The sequence below is a fragment of the Streptomyces sp. NPDC126497 genome, from assembly GCF_040302425.1.
GTDB lineage: Bacteria > Actinomycetota > Actinomycetes > Streptomycetales > Streptomycetaceae > Streptomyces.
The window spans coordinates 1-18,640 of sequence record NZ_JBEORT010000089.1; the positions used below are offsets into that span (position 1 = coordinate 1).

Genomic DNA, 18,640 nt, shown 5'->3' on the forward strand with positions numbered 1-18,640 from the left:
CTCAGCACCACGTCGGCGGCGACCGCGTCGTGCCCCTCGCGGAACACGGTGGCCGTGACCTCGAACGTCTCGCCCACGACGGCCTTGGCCGGCCGCCTGCCGCAGTCGACGGACGGCCGGACGTCCCGTACCGGGACGCGGCCGATGGTCCGGGTCGTCTTCATGGGTCTGTGCACCTCCGCCGTGCTCGACGCCCGGGCGGGCGCCCGGGCGTGGGACCAAACAGCGGCGGGAAGGTCACTGCCTTCCCGCCGGGGAGCGCCGCTCGGCGGCCGGCGGGCCCCGCCGGACCGCGGCCGCCGGACGGGACGTGCCGTTCTGTTCCTGCGGACAGGTGACGAGGGCGGTGCGCAGGTACCGTTCGGCGGCGTCCGCCGCCTCCCGCGCGCAGCGCTTGCCCATCAGCACGCAGAGGGTGTAGCCGGCGTCCTCGAAGGTGCCCCGTACCGTGTGATCGGTCGGAGCCGCCAGCATCACGCGTTCCCAGGCCCGGTAGCGGCGCAGCTGCCGGGCGACTTCGGCTTTGGCGGGTAGCAGCATGGCGCCGTTCACCTTTCCGGGGCTCGATCCGAGGCGCGTTGTCCCGACGGTCGGGCGGCGGCCGTGCGCACCGGTGCACGGATCCGTAACGGCGATCGAGGTCTTCACACATGGTGCACGGGTGATGACGCAACGTCTTGTTGGCTTTTCAATCACTCGGAAGGGTGCGTTTCGGCCGTCGCCCTCCCGGCCGCCGCCCCGGGAGTCACGGACGTGGGCTCGTGTTGCACGAACGGACCAACCCCCTCACCCTGAAGGTGACTCAGAAGCGATACCCGCTCACGTTCCGTGTTCGGGGGCTCGCCCCGACGGGGCGAGGAGGGACGAGAGCTTCGCGTGAGGAGCCAACGACCATGAAGACCGCAGTGCCCTGCTACTACCACCTCGACGTGGAAGTCAGCCCCGAAAGGGTGGGACAGGTCAGCCGCATACTGGCCGCTCACCTCCGGTTCTGGGACCTGGAGAACCTGATGGAGCCCGTCTGCGGCGGCGCCGAGATGCTGCTGCGGGCCATCGACGAGCACGCCACCGACAAGAACACGTCGATCGAGATGTGGTGGAACGGTCAGCACCTCATCACCGCCATCGGGGACAACGACCGCGCCCTGCGTCCCGACCAGGAGCTGCGCGGCTGCCTCGAGCACATCGCGGCGAGCAGCGACGGCTGGGGCTGCTGCGCCACCGAGAGCGGCAGCAAGGTCATCTGGTTCTCGCAGCGCGCCCGCGCCGGCGAGCGCGTCCCCCTCGTGCCGACCGCGCCCGACCCGCGCGAGAGCGAGGGACTGGACCTGCCCCGCGAGGTGAGCGTCGCCACGCTCACCGGCCGGGTGCGAACGCCGGGCGGCCTCCTGGAGGAGGCCCGGTGACCCGGCGGCAGAACCGGAAAGGGGCGCCCGCCTGGAGCGGGCGCCCCTACCCGCTGGGTGCGTCCTACGACGGCGAGGGCACCAACTTCGCGCTCTTCAGCGAGGTCGCCGAACGCGTCGACCTGGTCCTGTTCGACGACGGCCGGCCCACCACCGTACGGCTCACCGAGGTCGACGGCTTCGTCTGGCACACCTACCTCCCCGGCGTCGGCCCCGGACAGCGCTACGGCTACCGGGTGCACGGCCCCTGGGCCCCGACGGCCGGCGACCGCTGCAACCCGGCGAAGCTCCTCCTCGACCCCTACGCCACCGCGGTGGACGGCCAGATCGACAACCACCCCTCGCTGTACGAGCGCGACCCGCACGGACCCGACCGGGCCGACAGCGCCGGACACACCATGCTCGGCGTGGTCACCGACCCGTCCTTCGACTGGGGCGACGACACCCGGCCCGGCCGCCCCTACTCCGACACCGTGATCTACGAGGCCCACGTCAAGGGCCTCACCCGCACCCACCCCGACGTCCCCGCGGAACTCCGCGGCACCTATGCCGGACTGGCCCACCCCTCGGTGGTCGAGCACCTCACCTCGCTCGGCGTCACCGCCGTGGAGCTGATGCCGGTCCACCAGTTCGTCCAGGACGGCGTGCTGCAGGGCCGCGGCCTGGCCAACTACTGGGGCTACAACACCATCGGCTTCTTCGCCCCGCACAACGCCTACGCCGCCCGCGGCACCCGCGGACAGCAGGTCACCGAGTTCAAGGAGATGGTGAAGACCCTGCACGCGGCCGGACTCGAGGTGATCCTGGACGTGGTCTACAACCACACCGCCGAGGGCAACCACCTGGGCCCCACCCTCTCCTTCCGGGGCATCGACAACTCCGCGTACTACCGCCTGGTGGACGGCGACTGGTCGCACTACTACGACACCACCGGCACCGGCAACAGCCTGCTGATGCGCCACCCCTACGTCCTCCAGCTGATCATGGACTCGCTGCGGTACTGGATCACCGAGATGCACGTCGACGGCTTCCGCTTCGACCTCGCGGCCACCCTGGCCCGGCAGTTCCACGAGGTGGACCGGCTGTCGGCGTTCTTCGACCTCATCCAGCAGGACCCCGTGATCAGCCGCGTCAAGCTGATCGCCGAACCCTGGGACGTGGGCGAGGGCGGCTACCAGGTGGGCAACTTCCCGCCGCTGTGGTCGGAGTGGAACGGTCTGTACCGGGACGCCGTACGGGACTTCTGGCGCGGTGAGGAGCACACCCTCGGCGAGTTCGCCTCCCGGCTGACCGGCTCCTCCGACCTGTACGCGCACAACGGGCGCCGCCCGCGCGCCAGCGTCAACTTCGTCACCGCGCACGACGGCTTCACCCTGCGCGACCTCGTCTCCTACAACGACAAGCACAACGAGGCCAACGGGGAGGGGAACCGGGACGGCGAGAACACCAACCGCTCCTGGAACTGCGGCGCGGAGGGCCCCACCCGGGATCCGGCCGTGCTGGAGCTGCGCGCCCGCCAGCAGCGCAACTTCCTGGCCACCCTGCTCCTCTCCCAGGGCATCCCGATGCTCTCCCACGGCGACGAACTGGGCCGCACCCAGCGCGGCAACAACAACGCCTACTGCCAGGACAACGAGATCGGCTGGATCGACTGGCGGCTCACCGGCGAACAGCGCGAGCTGCTGGACTTCACCCGCAGGCTCATCGCGCTGCGCCTGGCCCACCCCGTGCTGCGCCGCCGCCGCTTCTTCCGCGGCGAGACCGTGCGCCACGCCGGGCAGCCGCTGCCCGACCTGGTGTGGCTGCTGCCGGACGGGCGGGAGATGACCGACGACGACTGGCGGCGTTCCGACGCCCACTCGGTCGGGGTGTTCCTCAACGGCGACGCCATCGCCGAACCGGGGCCGCGCGGCCGGCGCCTGGTCGACGACTCCTTCCTGCTGCTGCTCAACAGCCACTGGGAGCCCGTCCGCTTCCGTCTGCCGGACGCCTCCTACGGGGAGCGCTGGACGGCCCTGATCGACACCGCCGACCCGGAGGGCACCCCCGACGAGGCGGAGCACAAGGCGGCCACCACCCTCACCGCGGGTCCGCGCAGCCTGGTCCTGCTGTCCCGTCCGTGCCGCACCGCACGATGACCGGCGCGGCGCGGCCGGTGTCAGCGCTCGCGGCGTGACGTCACCGTGAACTGGGCGCCCTCGTTGTCGCGGAGCACGGCCTCGTCGGCGCCCAGGGACACCACACTGCCGCCGTGCCGCCCGGCGGCGTGGGCGCAGGCGGCCACGTCCTTCACCGCGAAGTGCACCTGCCAGTGCGGCCGGACCGCCGGGTCGGGAGCCGACTCCGCCGCCCCCGACTCGATCCGCGCCACCACGTCCCCCTCGCTGCGCAGCACCACTTCCTCACCCTCGTACTGCACCTCGACGCAGCCCGGCTCGTCGGACGCCCAGTCGAAGACCCCGCCGTAGAAGATCGCGGCGTCGAAGGCGTCACGGGTGTGCAGCCGGATGAACGCGAGCTGTGCGCGGCGCCAGGTGGGCCAGTCGGTGAACAGTTCGCCCTCCCAGACCCCGAACGTCGCCCCGTCCCGGTCGGCCAGCAGTGCCGCGCGCCCGGGGGGCAGGGAGATCGGACCGACCGCCGCGGTGCCGCCGCGCTCCTGCACCCGCCCCGCGGCCTCGTCGGCGCTGCGCACCGCGAAGTACGGCGTCCACGCCACCGCCATCCGCCACATGCCGGCGACCGCGGCGATCCCGGCCACCGGCAGGCCCTCGGCCAGGGCGATGCGGAACCGGTCGCCCAGGCGGACCGGACGCCACTCCCAGCCCAGCACCGCTCCGTAGAACTCCTCGGTCGTCCTCACGTCACGGCTGGTCAGGCTCACCCAGCAGGGCACCCCGAACACGGAGTGCGTCGAGACGACCTCCGTCGCGCCGGCGGGGGAGGGCATGTCGTGGTTCATGGCAGTCGCGTCCTGATCTCGTCGGCATGGCAGCCACCCGGATGACACCAGTGTCCGCCGGACACCCCTCCGGGCGCCTGCCGAGTACCCCGGCGGTGGCACCGAAACGGTGACCGGGCCGCCCCGGGACCACCCCGGTGGCGCAGGGCGCTCCCAGTGGCGACGATGGAGGGACAGGACACTGGGTGAAGGCACTCAAGCACTGTGCGGAAGCACCGCACGGGCGGCACACCGGACCCGGAGGTGACCATGCCCACGGACGGAGGCGCCGACCGCATCCTCCAGCTGGAGGAAGAGGTACAGCAGCTGAAGGACGCGGTCGTCTCGCACGCGGTGGTCGACCAGGCGATCGGCATGGTCGTCGCGCTCGGGCGGGTCTCGCCCGACCAGGGCTGGACCGTGCTGAGGGAGGTCTCCCAGCGCACGAACACCAAGCTCCGCGCCGTGGCCGACATGATCCTCGTCTGGGGGCGCACCGGGCTCCTGCCGGCCGAGATCCGGACGGTGCTCGAGGAGGTCCTGGACCGGCTCGGCCCCACCCGGATCCCGGGCGCGCCGCCGGAGGAGTGACGCCGCGCGGGCCTCCGCCCGCTCAGCCGGCCTCGGCGAGCAGTTCCTCGCGCAGCTGGGCGAAGCAGCCGCTGAGCAGCCGGGAGACGTGCATCTGCGAGATGCCGAGCTGCTCGGCGATGCCGCTCTGCGTCATCTCCCGGAAGAAGCGCAGGTAGAGGATGAGCCGCTCGCGCTCCGGCAGCGCCTCCAGACAGGGCCGCACCGCCACCCGGTCGACGACCGTGTCGTAGGCCGGGTCGGGGCCGCCGATCGCGTCGCCCAGGGCGTAGCCGTCGGTGCCCGGCATCTCCGCCTCCAGGGACAGCGCGGAGAAGCACTCCAGGGCCTCCATCCCGGTGCGGACCTCGCCCTCGGTCAGCCGGGTGTGCGCGGCGATCTCGGCGACCGTGGGAGAGCGGCCCGGGGTGGTCTGCGCCAGCTCCTTGGCGGCCTGCCGCACACGGTTGCGCAGGTCCTGGACCCGGCGCGGCACGTGCAGCGTCCACATGTGGTCGCGGAAGTGCCGCTTGATCTCACCGGTGACGGTCGGCACGGCGTACGCCTCGAAGGCGTTGCCGCGCGCCGGATCGTAGTGGTCGACGGCCTTGACCAGGCCGAGGGCCGCCACCTGGTACAGATCCTCCAGGGCCTCGCCGCGGCCCCGGAAACGGACGGCGATGCGCTCGGCCATGGGCAGCCAGGCCGTGACCAGCTCGTCGCGCAGCATCCTGCGCTCCGGTCCGTCGGGCAGCCGGGCCAGACGCGCGAAGTCCCCGGCCGTGTCGGGGGCGTCGTCGTGGGAGTGCGGCTTCCTGGGACTGACGGTACGCATCACGCGCACCTCCCTGAACGGGGTGCCGGATGGACAGAACCCGTGGGAAGCGGCGGCTCGGACCACGACAGGCCCGCGGTCGGCGCGGCGGTTCCCACGGACGTGCCTCCTGTCCGAAGCACTGAGAATTCCCTTCCCCGTGGTCCGTCGTTCCAAAACGGCTCCGGGAATTCGGCCGGGGAAATCACCGGGGATTCAACGGTGTGGAATCACGCGCACGCGCGGCGTGAAATCCGCGCGGCGCGGGCGGCCGCGGTCCGGCCGGCGGCGGCGCGCCCCGCCGTGCGGACGGGCCCGCCGTGCGGACGTGCGGACGGGCCCGGCGCCGGACGTGATGTGCGGCACGCCCTCGCCGGGCGCCGGACGGCCCGCCGGGGGATTCCTCCAGCGCAGCGCTTGATCACCGATCAGATCGGGCGAACCACCTGACCACAGCGCATTCTGCTCATTTGACAGTGCGCCGGGGCCACGGATAGGAAGCAGCGGACAGAAGTCGAGAGGTGCACTGTGTACGAGCTGAACGTGGTCGGGGACTGGCAGGAGTACGACGAGCATGCCGGTCTGCGGGTCCGCGTCCACCGTCTGGAAACCGGCGAACCCCCGCGCGGACGGGACGACGCAGCCGAGGGGCTGGCGTACTTCAGTGTCCGGGTGACCGTCGAGAATCGCGGTGAAAGGCCTTTCTGCGTGCATCTCGAGGACGGCCAGATCGACGTACGGACCGGTACCGACGGCGAGGGCGCTTTCATCGACTGGCGCAATTCACAGTTCATCGAGGGTTTCGACGTCTACCCGCTGCGGCGCGCCACCGCCGTCCTGTACGCGGCCGGCCCCGAGGCGGCCCTGAGCCACGTCGACGTCCAGGTCCAGCTGCGCGTCGACGAGGAGTGGACCGGGCGCCGGACGTGGGCGGGCGGCGTCGGCGTGCAGGAGGGGGCCGCGGGGGCGCCCGCGGGCGCGTGCCGGGACAGCCTCGCCCAGCAGGTGAGCGTCTTCCTGCAGGAGCAGGCGGAGGAGGGCACCGCCTGAGCGGACGTCAGTGCGGGATGCCGTCGATGATGTCGCGCGCCCCCTGGCGCAGCAGCGTCACGGCGACCGAGGTGCCCAGCGTGGCCGGGTCGAGTCGCCCCGCCCACTCGTGCGCGTTCAGCCGGGTCTTGCCGTCCGGGGTGAAGACACAGGCCCGCAGGGACAGTTCGCCGCCGCGGTCCACCCGCGCGTAGCCGGCGATCGGGCTGTTGCAGTGCCCCTGCAGCACGTGCAGGAACATGCGCTCGGCGGTGGCCTCGCGGTGGGTGTCCGGGTGGCCGAGGACGCCGACCGCGTCGATCAGGTCCGCGTCGCCCTCACGGCACTGCAGCGCGAGGACGCCCGCGCCGATGGGCGGCATCATGGTCTCGGGGGAGAGCACCTCGCTGATCACGTCGCGCCGGCCGATCCGCTCCAGGCCGGAGACCGCCAGCAGCAGGGCGTCCGCCTCCCCGGCCGCGAGCTTCTCCAGCCGCCGGTTGGCGTTGCCGCGCAGCGGTACGCACGTCAGGTGCGGGTGGGTGGCGGCCAGCTGGGCGACCCGGCGCACCGAGGAGGTGCCGATCCGGGTGCCGGGCGGGAGCTCGTCCAGGGTGAGGCCGTCCGGGTGGACGAGGGCGTCGCGGATGTCGTCCCGCTCCAGGAACGCGGCGAACACCGTGCCGGCAGGGAGCGGCCGGTCGGCGGGCACGTCCTTGACGCAGTGCACGGCGACGTCCGCCTCGCCGGCGAGCAGCGCGGCGTCCACCTCCTTGGTGAACGCGCCCTTGCCCTCCACCGCCGACAGATCGCCGAGCCACTTGTCCCCGGTCGTCCGCACGGGCACGACCTCGGTGCGCACTCCGGGGTGGGCGGCGGCCAACCCGGCGCGGACGCGCTCCACCTGGGCGAGGGCCATCGGCGAGTCACGGGAGACGACACGGATCAGTTCGGGAGCCGGCATGCCGACACGATAGACCTTCGGGGTGCCGGCCCGCGCCGACCCGCGCCGGGGCGCGGAACGGCGCCCCGGCGCCAACGGGCCGCGTACGGTCAGGCGTTCGGGTCGAACGGGATGCCGGAGGGCTTGGCCGCCGCGAGGTGGGAGGCGAAGCTGCCGTCCTTCAGGCCGAAGTGGGCGCTGCCGAAGTCGTGGGAGACGAGTCTGTCGCGCAGTCCCGCCGGATAGCCGTTCCAGCCGACCAGGGCCGGGTACTGCCAGCTGCCCCGGTGGTTCTCCGGCGGTTCGTCGCCCGGGCCCGCGAGGCGGAAGCAGTGGGTGCCGATGCCGTCCTTGTGGTAGACGATCTTCGGATGCGTGCCGTCGAAGCGGACCGCCGAGCGGGCGTGGACCGCGAACGACCCGTGGCGGGACGTCGAGACGTACTGGACGGTGTCGTTGTGCACCCAGACCACGACGTGCTCCCAGTCGTGACGGTGCCCTCCGAGACCGGTGCCCGGCAGGGCCTGGTCCTTCTCGAAGTACAGCGCGTAGACGACGGCGCACCAGTCGTTGTCGCACTTCGAGCGCGCGTAGCCGTTGGTGCCGGCCAGGTCGGAGGCGTCGCGGCAGTCGCCGTTGAGGGCGCCGGCCGGTTTGAGGCCGGTGTTGACGGAGCCGTCCGGGCCGATCGCCGCCGTGGGGTAGCAGCCGTCGGTGTCGTAGTCGTAGGCGGGCTGGAACGTCCGCTCCAGGACGTCCGCGGCGGCCGGCAGGGCGGGTGGGGGCGCGGCGAAGGCGGTGGCGGGGAGGGCGAGGACCAGCGCGGCCGCGCCGGCGAGGCCGGCCGGCCATCTCCTGCGGCGGGTTCGGGACGTGCTCGACGACACTGCGTCCTCCTCGTGGTCCGGGCGCAGCCCGATGGCTGTGGGGGGCTGGGGAGTTCAGCATCCCGACTGGGCGTATACATGCCAAGAGGGGGTGGGTGTACCGCCGGTGAAGGACGGGTGGACGCGCGTGGCGGCGACGGTGGGGGCGCAGGCGATTGATTGAGTTACGCAATGAGACGGTAGGGTGTGGCGCATGTCCGCACCCGCCGTCCCCGCTCCCCCGGAAGTGGCAGAGATCGAGCGTGCGCTCCACCGCCTCGCCTACCTGAGCACGCGCGCGCGCCGGCACGAGCGGCTGATGGCCCTGGCGGGTGTGCCGCTGGACCGGGCGGCGGTCGCCCTGCTGCGGCAGATGGCCGACACCGAGCCGATGCGGCCGGGGGAGCTGGCCGCCCGGCTGGGTGTGGAGGCCTCGCACGTCACCCGTACGGTGCAGCAGCTGCAGAAGCTGGGCCACGTCGTCCGCGTCCCGGACCCCGACGACCGCCGCGCCCAGCGCATCGAGCTCACCGGCACCGGCCGGGAGGCCGTCGCACGCATCCGGGAGACCGGGGTCCGCGGCATGCAGGCGGCCCTGGCCCACTGGTCGCCCGACGACCTGCGGCAGCTCGCCACCCTCTTCCACCGCATGGTCGACGACTTCCTCGCCCACGCCGCCGACGAGGAGCCGGAACCCGCCCGCAACGCCTGACGGCCGCGCCGGAACCCGTTGACCCCACCCTTGCTTACCGTTCGGTAATATCGTGCGGCAGGTCATCAGAGGAGGAACCGTGTCACGGTCCGATCGCTCGCCCCTGCTGCTCGCCGGCCTGCTGGCCGTCGCGGGGACCGCCCACTTCGCCGTACCCCGCCGGTTCGACGCCCTCGTGCCGCGCTCCCTGCCCGGCTCGCCCCGGACCTGGACCCATGCCAGCGGCGCCGTCGAACTCGCGCTGGCCGCCGGTCTGGCGCTGCCCCGCACCCGCAGGGCCGCCGCGCTCGCCTCGGCGGCCTTCTTCGTCGGTGTGTTCCCCGCCAACGTGAAGATGGCCGTCGACTGGCGTCACCGCCCCGCCCCGCAGAGGGCCGCCGCCCTCGGCCGGCTCCCGCTGCAGGTGCCGCTGGTGCTGTGGGCGCGCAACGCAGCCAAGGGCGCCAAGGGTACGGAGGGCCGGTCGTGAGCGGGCGGGTGGAGAAGGGCGACACGGCCCCGGACTTCGCGCTCCCGGACGAGACCGGTGCCGTCCGCAGGCTCACGGAACTGCTCGCGGAGGGGCCGGTGGTGCTGTTCTTCTACCCCGCCGCCCTGAGTCCCGGCTGCACCGCGCAGGCCTGCCGCTTCCGCGACCTCGCCGCCGAGTTCGCCGCGGTGGGCGCCCGGCCGGTGGGCATCAGCTCGGACGCCGTCGAACGGCAGGCGGAGTTCGCCGGACGGCACGCCCTCGGCATGCCCCTGCTGTCCGACGCCGACGGCACGGTCCGCGAGCGGTTCGGAGTGAAGCGGGGGATCGCCCTGGCGCCGACGAAACGGGCCACCTTCGTCATCGGCCGGGACCGTACCGTCCTGGAGGTCGTGCGCAGCGAACTGCGGATGAACGCCCACGCCGACCGGGCGCTCGCCGCGCTCCGGGACCAGCGGGGGCAGGAGGTCCGGGCGGACCGCCGCGGTTGATACCGTCCCGTGAAGGGATGATCCTGGACGAATGGAAGACGCCTCCGCCGCGGTGGTCGTCGATGCCCGCGGCATCGTGACGGGGTGGAGCGAGGGCGCCCGGCGGCTGACCGGGCACCCCGCCGACGAGGCCGTGGGGCGCGCCGTGCGCGACCTGCTCGCCGGGGACGCGCCGCCCGGCGCCCCGCCCGTACCCTCGGGAGCCGTCGTGGCGCCGCACCGCGACGGCCATCCCGTCCCGCTGCGGCTGACGCTCTGCCCCCTCCACGGCGCGGGGGACGCGCCGGCCGGCTACGTGATCACGGCCGAGCCCGCCGGCCCCGCCGAGAGGTCACTGGCGGGACGGGCGTTCCAACAGGCCTCCCTGGCGATATCCGTCGTCGACACCGAGCAGCGCTTCGTACGGCTCAACGACGCCGCCTGCGAGGTGATGGGCGGGCCCGAGGAGGGACTGCTCGGACGGACCTTCCTGGACGCCGTGGGGCGGACCGAACACACCCGCAGGGTCGACCGGTATCTGAGCCGGGTCGTCGAGACCGGCGAACCCCTGCGCCACGAGAGCTTCGGCAGGGCGCCCGCCGATTCCCGGCACCATGCCTGGAACGTCGAGATGTGGCCGGTGCGCGACCTCACCGGCGAGGTGGTCGGCACCGCGATGGCGGGCCTGGACAGCACCGAGCAGCACCGGGCCCGGCACCGGCTGGCGCTGCTCAACGAGGCCGCCACCGCCATCGGCACCACCCTGGACGTCGTCCGCACCGCCGAGGAGTTCGTGGAACTCCTGGTCCCGGCGTTCGCCGACTTCGCCGCCGTCGACCTGCTCGACTGGGTCCTCGGCGCCGACGAGCCCCCGGTCCGGCCGGACAGCGGGGTCCCGCTGCGCCGGGTGGCCCACCGCTCCGCCGAGGGCGCTCCCGAAGCGGCCGTGCGCCTGGGCCGGACGGACGTCCACCCGCCCCGCTCCCTGCCCGCGCTGGCACTGCGGGAGTGCAGGGCGGTGCTCGCCCGCGCCGGCGAGCCGGGCTTCGAGCAGTGGGCGGCCGAACGCGTCGCACCCGCCCCGGCCGGCGGCCCCCGCATCGCCGACGTCCACTCGCTGCTGGCCGTGCCGCTGCGCGCCCGCGGCACCGTCCTCGGCGTCGCGGTCGCCGTCCGCAACGTCCACCCCGAGGGGTACGCCCCCGACGACGCCGTTCTCGCCGAGGAACTCGCCAGCCGCGCCGCCCTCAGCGTCGACAACGCCCGCCGCTTCGCCCGCGAACGCGCCACCGCGCTGACCCTCCAGCACAGCCTGCTGCCGAAGGAGCTGCCCGGGCAGGCCGCCGTCGAGGTCGCCCACCGCTATCTGCCCTCCGTGTCGGCGGCCGGCATCGGCGGCGACTGGTTCGACGTCATCCCGCTGGCCGGCAGCCGGGTCGCCCTGGTCGTGGGCGACGTGGTCGGCCACGGCATCCCCTCCACGGCGACCATGGGCCGGCTGTGCACGGCCGTGCGCACCCTCGCCGACGTGGACCTCCCGCCCGACGAACTCCTCACCCACCTCGACGACCTGGTCACCCACCTCGCCGCCGACGCCCGCGAGGACATCGCCGAACTGGGATCCACCTGCCTGTACGCCGTCTACGACCCCGTCTCCGGCCGGCTGACCGCGGCCGCCGCCGGACACCCCGCGCCCGTCCTCGTGCTGCCCGACGGGACGTCCCGGTTCCTGCGCGTGAACGCGGGGCCGCCCCTGGGGGTCGGAGGGCTGCCGTTCGAGGCGACGGAGATCGCCGTGCCCGAGGGCTCCGTCGTCGCCCTCTACACCGACGGACTGATCGAGGGCCGCGACCGCGACATCGACCGCGCCACCGAGGAGCTGCGCAGCGCCCTGTCGGTGCCCGCCGGTTCCCTGGAGTCCCTCTGCGACGGCGTGCTGAAGGCCGTCCTGCCCGAGGAGCCCGGCGACGACGTGGCGCTGCTGCTGGCCCGCACCCGGGCCCTGGGCGCCGACCGGGTCGCCACGAGGGACGTGCGGCCGGATCCCGAGGAGGTGGCCGCCGCCCGGGAGTGGGCCGGGGAGCGGCTGGCCGCGTGGGGGCTGGACGAGACCGCCTTCGTCACCGAACTCGTCGTCAGCGAACTGGTCACCAACGCGCTCCGGTACGGGGCGCCCCCCGTCCAGCTGCGGCTGATCCGCGACCGCACCCTGATCTGCGAGGTCGCCGACGCCAGCCCCACCTCACCGCACCTGCGCCGCGCCCACGCCTTCGACGAGGGCGGCCGCGGACTGCTGCTGGTGGCCCAGCTCACCCAGCGCTGGGGCAGCCGCCACACGGACGGCGGCAAGACGATCTGGGCGGAACAGCCACTGCCGCAGCCGTGACCGGCCGTCCACCGCACCGCCCCCCTCGGTACGTCACCGCCACGCGCGGACCGGGACGCCCGGCCGGAGGTCAGAACTCCTCGTGCGTCTCCGGGTCCCCGCCGATCCGCCGGTGGGCGCGGTCGGTGATCGTCCGCATCTGGGCGGCGTCCAGCTCGAAGCCGAACACGTCGAGGTTGGCGCGCTGCCGCCCCGGGTCGGACGACTTGGGCACGGGGAGCACACCCAGCTGGATGTGCCAGCGCAGCACCGCCTGGGCCGGGGTGACCCCGTGCGCCTCGGCGACGGCGCCCACGGCCAGGTCGTCCAGGAGCGTCGAGCCACGGCCCAGCGGGCTCCAGCTCTCGATCAGCACACCCTTGTCGGCGTGGTACGCGCGCAGGTCCTCCTGGGGGAAGAAGGGGTGCAGCTCGACCTGGTTGACCGAGGGCAGCACCCCGGTCTCCCGCTCCAGCCGCTCGATGTGCGCGGGCGTGAAGTTGGAGACGCCGATCGACCGGACCAGGCCCTCCTCGCGCAGCTCGACCATGGCCCTCCAGGAGTCGGCGTACCGGTCGACGCGGGGGAGCGGCCAGTGGATCAGGTAGAGGTCGACGTACTCCAGGCCGAGCCGGGCGCGGGACTCCTCGAAGGAGGCGAGGGTCTCCTCGTAGCCGTGGTGCCGGCCCGGGAGCTTCGTCGTCACGACGATCTCCTCGCGCGGGACGCCGGCCCGGGCCACGGCACGGCCGACACCGGTCTCGTTGCGGTAGTTGGCCGCCGTGTCGACGAGGCGGTAGCCCGCCTCCAGGGCCTCGGCCACCGCCCGCTCCGCCTCGGCGTCGTCCATCGGCCAGGTGCCCAGGCCCAGGGCGGGGATCGTCGTGCCGTCGTTGAGGGTGTGACTCGGAATGCCGCTCACCGGGGTGCCTTCCCGTTGACAGTGTCGTCCTCCCAGCGTCGGGGACGAGGGGGTCGATGATCAACCGGACGGGTACGACACCGGTGGTGACGACCGACGGAGCGGAGGGCGCATGACGACGGACGGGTACGGCACGGGCGGGGGCACGGCGGTGGAGGTGCGTCCGGTGGCCGGGCACATCGGGGCCGAGATCACCGGTGTCGACCTCGCCGGTGACCTCGACGACGCCGTGACCGCCGGCATCAGGGCGGCGGTGCTGCGCTGGAAGGTGGTGTTCTTCCGCGGTCAGCGCCTCGACCACGCCGGCCATGTGGCGCTGGCCCGCCGCTTCGGTGAACCGGTCGTGCCGCCCCGGCGCGGCAAGGCCTCACCGGCGGACTTCCCCGAGGTCGAGACCACCGCCGACCGGCTGGAGCTCGGCGGACGGTTCGGCATGGAGCACGACGAGTGGCTGCGGCGCCGCCGCCACACCCTGCTGCGAGGCTGGCACTGCGACCACGGCGCCCGGGTCGACCCGCCGGCCGCGACGATCCTGCGCGCCGAGACCGTCCCGCCCTACGGCGGCGACACCACCTGGTCGAACCTGGCCGCGGCGTACGCCGGGCTGTCCGCCCCGGTGCGGGAGTTCGCCGACCGGCTGCGCGCCGAGCACCGGCTGGGGGTCGGCTACCAGCCCCGTCCCGGTGACGACGCCTACCTGCGCCATCTGCTGGACCACCAGACGGCCTCCGAACACCCGCTGGTGCGCGTCCACCCGGAGACCGGGGAACGGGTGCTGTTCGTCAACGGGTACTACGTCGAGCAGATCAGCGGCCTGTCCCGCCCCGAGAGCGCGGCCGTCCTGGAGATGCTCCTCGAGCAGGCGACCCGCCCCGAGTACACCGTGCGGTTCCGCTGGGAGCCGGGCAGCGTGGCGTTCTGGGACAACCGGGCCACCATCCACCTGGCCCCCGGCGACGCCGCCCACCTCGGCCACCCGCGGATCATGCACCGGGTGATGCTCGCCGGAGACGTCCCGGTGGGCGTGGACGGCCGGCCCTCGCGTCCCCTCACCGGTACCGCGCCGGGCCGCTGGTAGCGGGCCCGCGCTCACCCCAGGGGGATGGTCACCTCGTCCTCGACCGGCGGGTCGGCCTCCTGCGCGCGGAGCCCGGTGGCCGCGTGACAGCGCAGCCGGACCGCCTCCGGGCTCACGTCCAGCCGCAGGAAGCACTTGAAGAACGGCGGGCTGTAGGTGGCCGAGCCCGGTGAGAACAGCGACGTGTAGGCCTTGCGCACGGGCAGCCGCAGCCGCTTGCCCCGGTCGGGCCGGCGGCCGGTGCCGAGCAGCCCGGCGACCAGCCGCATCCGGCGGGTGACCCGCGGCACCGCGCCCGGGGTGCGGGTGGGACCGATGCCGAGGCGTTCGGCGACCACGGCCATCGCCTCGGTGTCGGTGAGGGCGAAGAAGCGGCGCAGCCGCAGCCGGCGCCCGTACAGGGCGCTGTAGAAGGCGAGGGAGTCGCCGCGCAGCGGATAGCAGCGGAAGTCCCGCTCGGTGACACCGGCGACGTCCACCCGGGGGATGGTGTGCGTGGCGTGGGTGAACGCGCCGCCGCCGCCCGCCACCACGTACTGCAGGGTGCGCCCGTCGTCCAGCCGCACCGGGTAGCGCTGGTAGTTGTGGATGTCGCCGCCTATCGCGGCCACGTAGTGGTGGGCGGGGTCGCGGACGACGTCGTCGACGGTGCCGCCGCCCTCGATCGGGCACGGATGGTGCTCGCCGTCCACGTACAGGGGCGAGCCCGTGACGAGGATCTTCGGACGCGGGCCGCGGGAGACCTCGCGCAGCCACGCGCCCTGCTCGGCGTCGACGGTGCCCAGCAGCCCCGTGTCGATGCCGACGATCCGCACCGGTCCGGCGTCGATCGCCCAGTACGGCCCCGGCTGCACCGCTTGCTGGGCGGGCGCGGAGCGCATCGCCCGTGCCTCGTCCAGGCGCCCGCCGTCCCCGGCACGGGGCCGGTGCCACAGCAGGGAGCGCAGCCGGGCGCGGCTGAGCGGGCGCGGCGCCGGACCGGGCGGCAGCGGCGGGGCGTCGCCGCAGAAGACGCGCATGAAGCCGCCGAGGTCCTCGTACCAGTCGTGGTTGCCCGGTATCGCGTAGACCGGCGCCGGGTAGTCCCGGTACGGGCGGAAGAACTTGTCGGCGTAGTCGTCGGCGCTGCCCACCGGGTAGATCACGTCGCTGGCGAGCACGGCGAAGGCGGTGTCCCGGCCCTCCTCCAGCAGGCCGGGCACGACCGCGTACTGGCCCTCGCCGCCCTCGCCGGTGTCGCCGATCACCAGGAACGAGAACCGGTCCGGGTCGTCGCGCCGGATCACCTTGTCGGCGGGCGCGCCGGCCGCCGCCCGCTGGGCCACCCAGCGGCTGCGGGTCTCTCCCGTGGGATCGCCGAGCCAGGAGGCCAGCACCCCGTTGCGGGCGGCCCACAGCATTCTCGGGTCGAACCAGGAGATCTTCTCGGCCCGGTGCGGCATCAGCCGCCGGTAGGCACCGGGTTCGGCGGCGCCCCAGCCGGCGCCCTCGGCGGTATCACGTGAGGATTCGGACACCGGTGCACCGTAACAACGGTGCCGGGGCGGGCCGGAGGGCGGGGTGCCGGTGAACCCCCGCCGTGCGGATACGAGTTGGGGGCGACGGTCGGAAGGGGCGCGCCGGCGGGCCGGGCGGCGCCCCTCACTCGAACCGGGTGACGTCGCCGGCGCCCCGGCGCACGATCTCCGCCTCGCCGCCCGAGAAGTCGATCACCGTGGTCGGCTCGGTGCCGCAGTCGCCGGAGTCGAGCACCGCGTCCACCTGGTGGTCGAGCAGGTCCTTGATCTCCCAGCCCTGGGTCATCGGCTCGTCCTCGCCGGGCAGCAGCAGGGTGCTGGACAGCAGCGGCTCGCCGAGCTCCGCCAGCAGGGCCTGGGTGACGACGTGGTCGGGGATGCGCACGCCGACCGTCTTCTTCTTGGGGTGCATCAGCATGCGCGGCACCTCCTTCGTCGCGGGCAGGATGAAGGTGTAGCTGCCCGGGGTCGACGCCTTCACCGCCCGGAACACGTCGTTGTCGATCCGTACGAACTGGCCGAGCTGCGCGAAGTCCCGGCACATCAGGGTGAAGTGGTGCCGGTCGTCCAGTTTGCGGATCGTGCGGATCCGGTCGATGCCGGAACGGCTGCCCAGGCGGCAGCCGAGTGCGTAACAGGAGTCCGTGGGGTACGCGACGAGGGCGTCGGAGCGGATGCTGTCGGCGACCTGCGCGATGGTGCGCGGCTGGGGGTTGTCGGGGTGCACGTCGAAGTACTTCGCCATTCACCGAGCTTATGCCGCCCCGCACCCGCGGACGCGCCGGGATGAGCCGCGCGCACGGGTGGGGTAACGTCCCCGCCCTGGGCCGGGGACGACGAGCGGACGGGGAGGGCCGGGGTGGCAGGCCGTGAGGACGGGATCCGGCGGACACCGGCGGCGGCCGGGGAGCATCCGGGGTGGGCGCAGGAACTCCTCGAGCACCTGCGCCCGGCCGGCCGGGACGTCGGCCGGGTCGTCGACTGGCTGGCCGCCACCGTGCGGGCGGAGGCGGCCCTCCGGGACGCCGCCGGCACACTCCTCGCCGGGACCGGGCTGCCGCTGGACGAGTCCCTCGTCGCCGATCTCGGCTCCGGCCGGATCGCCTCCGCCGCCTGGGAGGGGGACGGGCGCCACCAGCGCCTGGTCAGGATCGGGCATCCCTCGGGGACCTGCGTGCTGGCCGTCTCCCGCGAGACCCCCTTCGACCGGCACGCCTCCGACGTCGTCACCCACACCGCCCAGGTGATCGAACTCCTGCTGACCGCCCACGGGACCACCGCCGCCGGGCACCGGCTGCGCCGGGCCACCGCCGACCTGCGGCTGGCGATCCTGCAGCTGCTGATGGTCGAGGACACCGTCGCCGCCCGCCGGGTCGCCGCCGGGCTCTGGCCCGGACTGCTCGACGCCGACAGGGCCTGTGTCTACGTCGTCGAGTCCGCGCCCGCCCTGCGCGACCGGCTGGCGGCGGAGTGCCTGGACACCACGCGCGAGGAGGCGCTGGTGGTGCGCTGCCCGGCGATGGACGGCCACGTGATCGTCGTCAGCCCCCGCGAGACCACCGCCGGTGAGCTGCGGTCGCTGGTCGAACGGCACCCGGACACCTTCCTCGGCGGCAGCGTGTGGCAGAGCCTCGCCCGTACCGCCACCGCGTACGGGCAGGCCGTCAGCGCGCTCGCGGTGGCGCGCTTCCGGCCCGACAAGACGGCCGTGTACGCCGAACGCACCCACCCGGAGCGGCTGATGGACCCCGTCGCGCTGCGCGGCTGGGCGGCCCGGGTCCTGCGTCCGCTGGACGCGCTGGCCCACCACACCCGCGCCGAACTCCTCGCCACCACCCGCCTCGGCCTGGAGTTCACCGCCGTCAACACCGCCAAGATCCTCGGCGTCAGCCGCAACACCGTGCGGGCCCGCATGGAACGCGTCGAGGCCATGCTCGGTGTCGACTTCGACGACGTCACCACCCGCGCCGTGGTGCACCTGGCGCTCCACACCCAGGTCAACGTCCTGGACGGGCGGACGTCGGACGACCCGGCGGCGCACTCCCCGGGCCTCGCCGACCTGCTGGCCGGCCCCGCCGTCGGCGGCTGGGCGCGGGAGCTGCTGGGGAGGCTGGACCGGGACACCCGCAGGGTGCGCCGCACCCTGCGCGCCTGGATCGCCGCCGGGGGCAACGCCGAGCGGGCCGCGCAGAGCCTGGGCGTCCACGCCCAGACCGTGCGCGAACACGTGCGCGGTGCCGAACCGGTCCTGGAACGCCAGCTGCTGGCCGCCGGGGCCGACCTGTACGAGGTCGTGCTGGCCCATCTGGCGGTGGGTGACCTGGAACAACCGGTGCTCGCGGGCGGGTGAACCGGGCTTTTCGGACTCGGTTGTGCACGGATGAGCCCTCCGGCGGCCGCAGCGGGCACCGGTGCGGTACACAAGCCCGCCCCGCAGCGCATAGTTTCGGCACAGGCGGGGGCACGACCGGAACGGGGGACCGGTCGCGCCCCCCTTCGGTGTGTCCCCGGCGGGAAGGGGTACCCGTCCGCGGCTGT

General features: G+C 73.7%; 18 protein-coding genes and 1 pseudogene. 10 read left to right on the forward strand and 9 right to left on the reverse strand.

The features are described 5' to 3' along the window. A pseudogene (locus tag ABTY20_RS27840) lies at positions 1-146 on the reverse strand (maltotransferase domain-containing protein); the annotation flags it as partial. Positions 147-237: 91 nt separating this feature from the next. After that, positions 238-540: a DUF5133 domain-containing protein gene (locus tag ABTY20_RS27845; RefSeq protein ID WP_351999806.1), complete on the reverse strand. Its 303-nt coding sequence runs from the start codon at positions 538-540 to the stop codon at positions 238-240. Between the two features lie 353 nt (positions 541-893). Between ABTY20_RS27845 and ABTY20_RS27850 the strand changes: the two genes are divergently transcribed. Both ABTY20_RS27850 and glgX read left to right on the forward strand, forming a co-directional pair. Further along, a complete protein-coding gene (locus tag ABTY20_RS27850) occupies positions 894-1,406 on the forward strand; it encodes a pep a2 (protein ID WP_351999807.1) in 513 nt (170 codons plus the stop codon). Continuing rightward, positions 1,403-3,544, forward strand: a complete 2,142-nt coding sequence (gene glgX / locus ABTY20_RS27855; protein ID WP_351999808.1) for a glycogen debranching protein GlgX — start codon at positions 1,403-1,405, stop codon at positions 3,542-3,544. Before ABTY20_RS27850 ends, glgX begins: the two co-directional genes overlap by 4 nt. A 20-nt stretch (positions 3,545-3,564) precedes the next feature. On the opposite strand, the gene ABTY20_RS27860 is transcribed toward glgX, so the two are convergent. Continuing rightward, entirely contained in the window at positions 3,565-4,368 is an 804-nt protein-coding gene (locus ABTY20_RS27860) for a VOC family protein (protein WP_351999809.1), read from the reverse strand. Between the two features lie 249 nt (positions 4,369-4,617). Between ABTY20_RS27860 and ABTY20_RS27865 the strand changes: the two genes are divergently transcribed. After that, positions 4,618-4,938: an ANTAR domain-containing protein gene (locus tag ABTY20_RS27865; RefSeq protein WP_351999810.1), complete on the forward strand. Its 321-nt coding sequence runs from the start codon at positions 4,618-4,620 to the stop codon at positions 4,936-4,938. A gap of 22 nt (positions 4,939-4,960) precedes the next feature. Here the strand turns inward: ABTY20_RS27865 and ABTY20_RS27870 are convergent, their stop codons facing one another. Further along, entirely contained in the window at positions 4,961-5,752 is a 792-nt protein-coding gene (locus tag ABTY20_RS27870) for an RNA polymerase sigma factor SigF (protein WP_351999811.1), read from the reverse strand. Positions 5,753-6,259: 507 nt separating this feature from the next. Between ABTY20_RS27870 and ABTY20_RS27875 the strand changes: the two genes are divergently transcribed. Beyond that, positions 6,260-6,781 (forward strand): hypothetical protein, encoded by a 522-nt coding sequence (locus tag ABTY20_RS27875; RefSeq protein ID WP_351999812.1) that lies wholly within the window; start codon positions 6,260-6,262, stop codon positions 6,779-6,781. A 7-nt stretch (positions 6,782-6,788) separates the two neighbouring features. Here the strand turns inward: ABTY20_RS27875 and hemC are convergent, their stop codons facing one another. Then, complete coding sequence (hemC, locus tag ABTY20_RS27880; protein ID WP_351999813.1) at positions 6,789-7,724, reverse strand: hydroxymethylbilane synthase; 936 nt, start codon at positions 7,722-7,724, stop codon at positions 6,789-6,791. Positions 7,725-7,813: 89 nt separating this feature from the next. Continuing rightward, a complete protein-coding gene (locus tag ABTY20_RS27885; RefSeq protein ID WP_351999814.1) occupies positions 7,814-8,590 on the reverse strand; it encodes an NPP1 family protein in 777 nt (258 codons plus the stop codon). A 193-nt stretch (positions 8,591-8,783) separates the two neighbouring features. Between ABTY20_RS27885 and ABTY20_RS27890 the strand changes: the two genes are divergently transcribed. From ABTY20_RS27890 to ABTY20_RS27905, 4 genes are all read left to right on the forward strand, one after another. Beyond that, entirely contained in the window at positions 8,784-9,281 is a 498-nt protein-coding gene (locus ABTY20_RS27890; protein ID WP_351999815.1) for a MarR family winged helix-turn-helix transcriptional regulator, read from the forward strand. A 79-nt stretch (positions 9,282-9,360) separates the two neighbouring features. After that, positions 9,361-9,750 carry a DoxX family protein gene (locus ABTY20_RS27895; protein ID WP_351999816.1) on the forward strand — a complete coding sequence of 130 codons (390 nt, stop codon included), beginning with the start codon at positions 9,361-9,363 and terminating at the stop codon, positions 9,748-9,750. Next, on the forward strand, positions 9,747-10,241 hold the full coding sequence (locus tag ABTY20_RS27900) for a peroxiredoxin (RefSeq protein ID WP_351999817.1): 495 nt from the start codon (positions 9,747-9,749) through the stop codon (positions 10,239-10,241). The genes ABTY20_RS27895 and ABTY20_RS27900 overlap by 4 nt, the downstream gene beginning before the upstream one ends. 31 nt (positions 10,242-10,272) lie before the next feature. Continuing rightward, positions 10,273-12,606 carry a SpoIIE family protein phosphatase gene (locus ABTY20_RS27905; RefSeq protein ID WP_351999818.1) on the forward strand — a complete coding sequence of 778 codons (2,334 nt, stop codon included), beginning with the start codon at positions 10,273-10,275 and terminating at the stop codon, positions 12,604-12,606. A gap of 70 nt (positions 12,607-12,676) precedes the next feature. Here the strand turns inward: ABTY20_RS27905 and ABTY20_RS27910 are convergent, their stop codons facing one another. Next, positions 12,677-13,507 carry an aldo/keto reductase gene (locus ABTY20_RS27910; RefSeq protein WP_351999819.1) on the reverse strand — a complete coding sequence of 277 codons (831 nt, stop codon included), beginning with the start codon at positions 13,505-13,507 and terminating at the stop codon, positions 12,677-12,679. A gap of 112 nt (positions 13,508-13,619) precedes the next feature. Here ABTY20_RS27910 and ABTY20_RS27915 point away from each other — a divergent pair, with 112 nt between their 5' ends. Beyond that, positions 13,620-14,585 (forward strand): TauD/TfdA dioxygenase family protein, encoded by a 966-nt coding sequence (locus tag ABTY20_RS27915; RefSeq protein WP_351999820.1) that lies wholly within the window; start codon positions 13,620-13,622, stop codon positions 14,583-14,585. A gap of 11 nt (positions 14,586-14,596) precedes the next feature. On the opposite strand, the gene ABTY20_RS27920 is transcribed toward ABTY20_RS27915, so the two are convergent. Both ABTY20_RS27920 and ABTY20_RS27925 read right to left on the reverse strand, forming a co-directional pair. Next, positions 14,597-16,102, reverse strand: coding sequence for a metallophosphoesterase family protein (locus ABTY20_RS27920; protein WP_351999821.1), 1,506 nt, complete (start codon positions 16,100-16,102; stop codon positions 14,597-14,599). 124 nt (positions 16,103-16,226) lie between these two features. After that, positions 16,227-16,847, reverse strand: coding sequence for an L-threonylcarbamoyladenylate synthase (locus ABTY20_RS27925; RefSeq protein ID WP_351999822.1), 621 nt, complete (start codon positions 16,845-16,847; stop codon positions 16,227-16,229). A 114-nt stretch (positions 16,848-16,961) separates the two neighbouring features. Between ABTY20_RS27925 and ABTY20_RS27930 the strand changes: the two genes are divergently transcribed. Continuing rightward, positions 16,962-18,452 (forward strand): helix-turn-helix domain-containing protein, encoded by a 1,491-nt coding sequence (locus ABTY20_RS27930; protein WP_351999823.1) that lies wholly within the window; start codon positions 16,962-16,964, stop codon positions 18,450-18,452. Positions 18,453-18,640: the final 188 nt, after the last annotated feature.

Excerpts from the sequence above, each read along its gene's own strand:
- ABTY20_RS27925 (WP_351999822.1), bottom strand. The coding sequence starts at position 16,847 with ATGGCGAAGTACTTCGACGTGCACCCCGACAACCCCCAGCCGCGCACC.
- hemC (WP_351999813.1), bottom strand. The coding sequence starts at position 7,724 with ATGCCGGCTCCCGAACTGATCCGTGTCGTCTCCCGTGACTCGCCGATG.
- ABTY20_RS27890 (WP_351999815.1), top strand. The coding sequence starts at position 8,784 with ATGTCCGCACCCGCCGTCCCCGCTCCCCCGGAAGTGGCAGAGATCGAG.
- ABTY20_RS27915 (WP_351999820.1), top strand. The coding sequence starts at position 13,620 with ATGACGACGGACGGGTACGGCACGGGCGGGGGCACGGCGGTGGAGGTG.
- ABTY20_RS27860 (WP_351999809.1), bottom strand. The coding sequence starts at position 4,368 with ATGAACCACGACATGCCCTCCCCCGCCGGCGCGACGGAGGTCGTCTCG.
- ABTY20_RS27845 (WP_351999806.1), bottom strand. The coding sequence starts at position 540 with ATGCTGCTACCCGCCAAAGCCGAAGTCGCCCGGCAGCTGCGCCGCTAC.
- ABTY20_RS27850 (WP_351999807.1), top strand. The coding sequence starts at position 894 with ATGAAGACCGCAGTGCCCTGCTACTACCACCTCGACGTGGAAGTCAGC.
- ABTY20_RS27865 (WP_351999810.1), top strand. The coding sequence starts at position 4,618 with ATGCCCACGGACGGAGGCGCCGACCGCATCCTCCAGCTGGAGGAAGAG.
- ABTY20_RS27905 (WP_351999818.1), top strand. The coding sequence starts at position 10,273 with ATGGAAGACGCCTCCGCCGCGGTGGTCGTCGATGCCCGCGGCATCGTG.
- ABTY20_RS27870 (WP_351999811.1), bottom strand. The coding sequence starts at position 5,752 with ATGCGTACCGTCAGTCCCAGGAAGCCGCACTCCCACGACGACGCCCCC.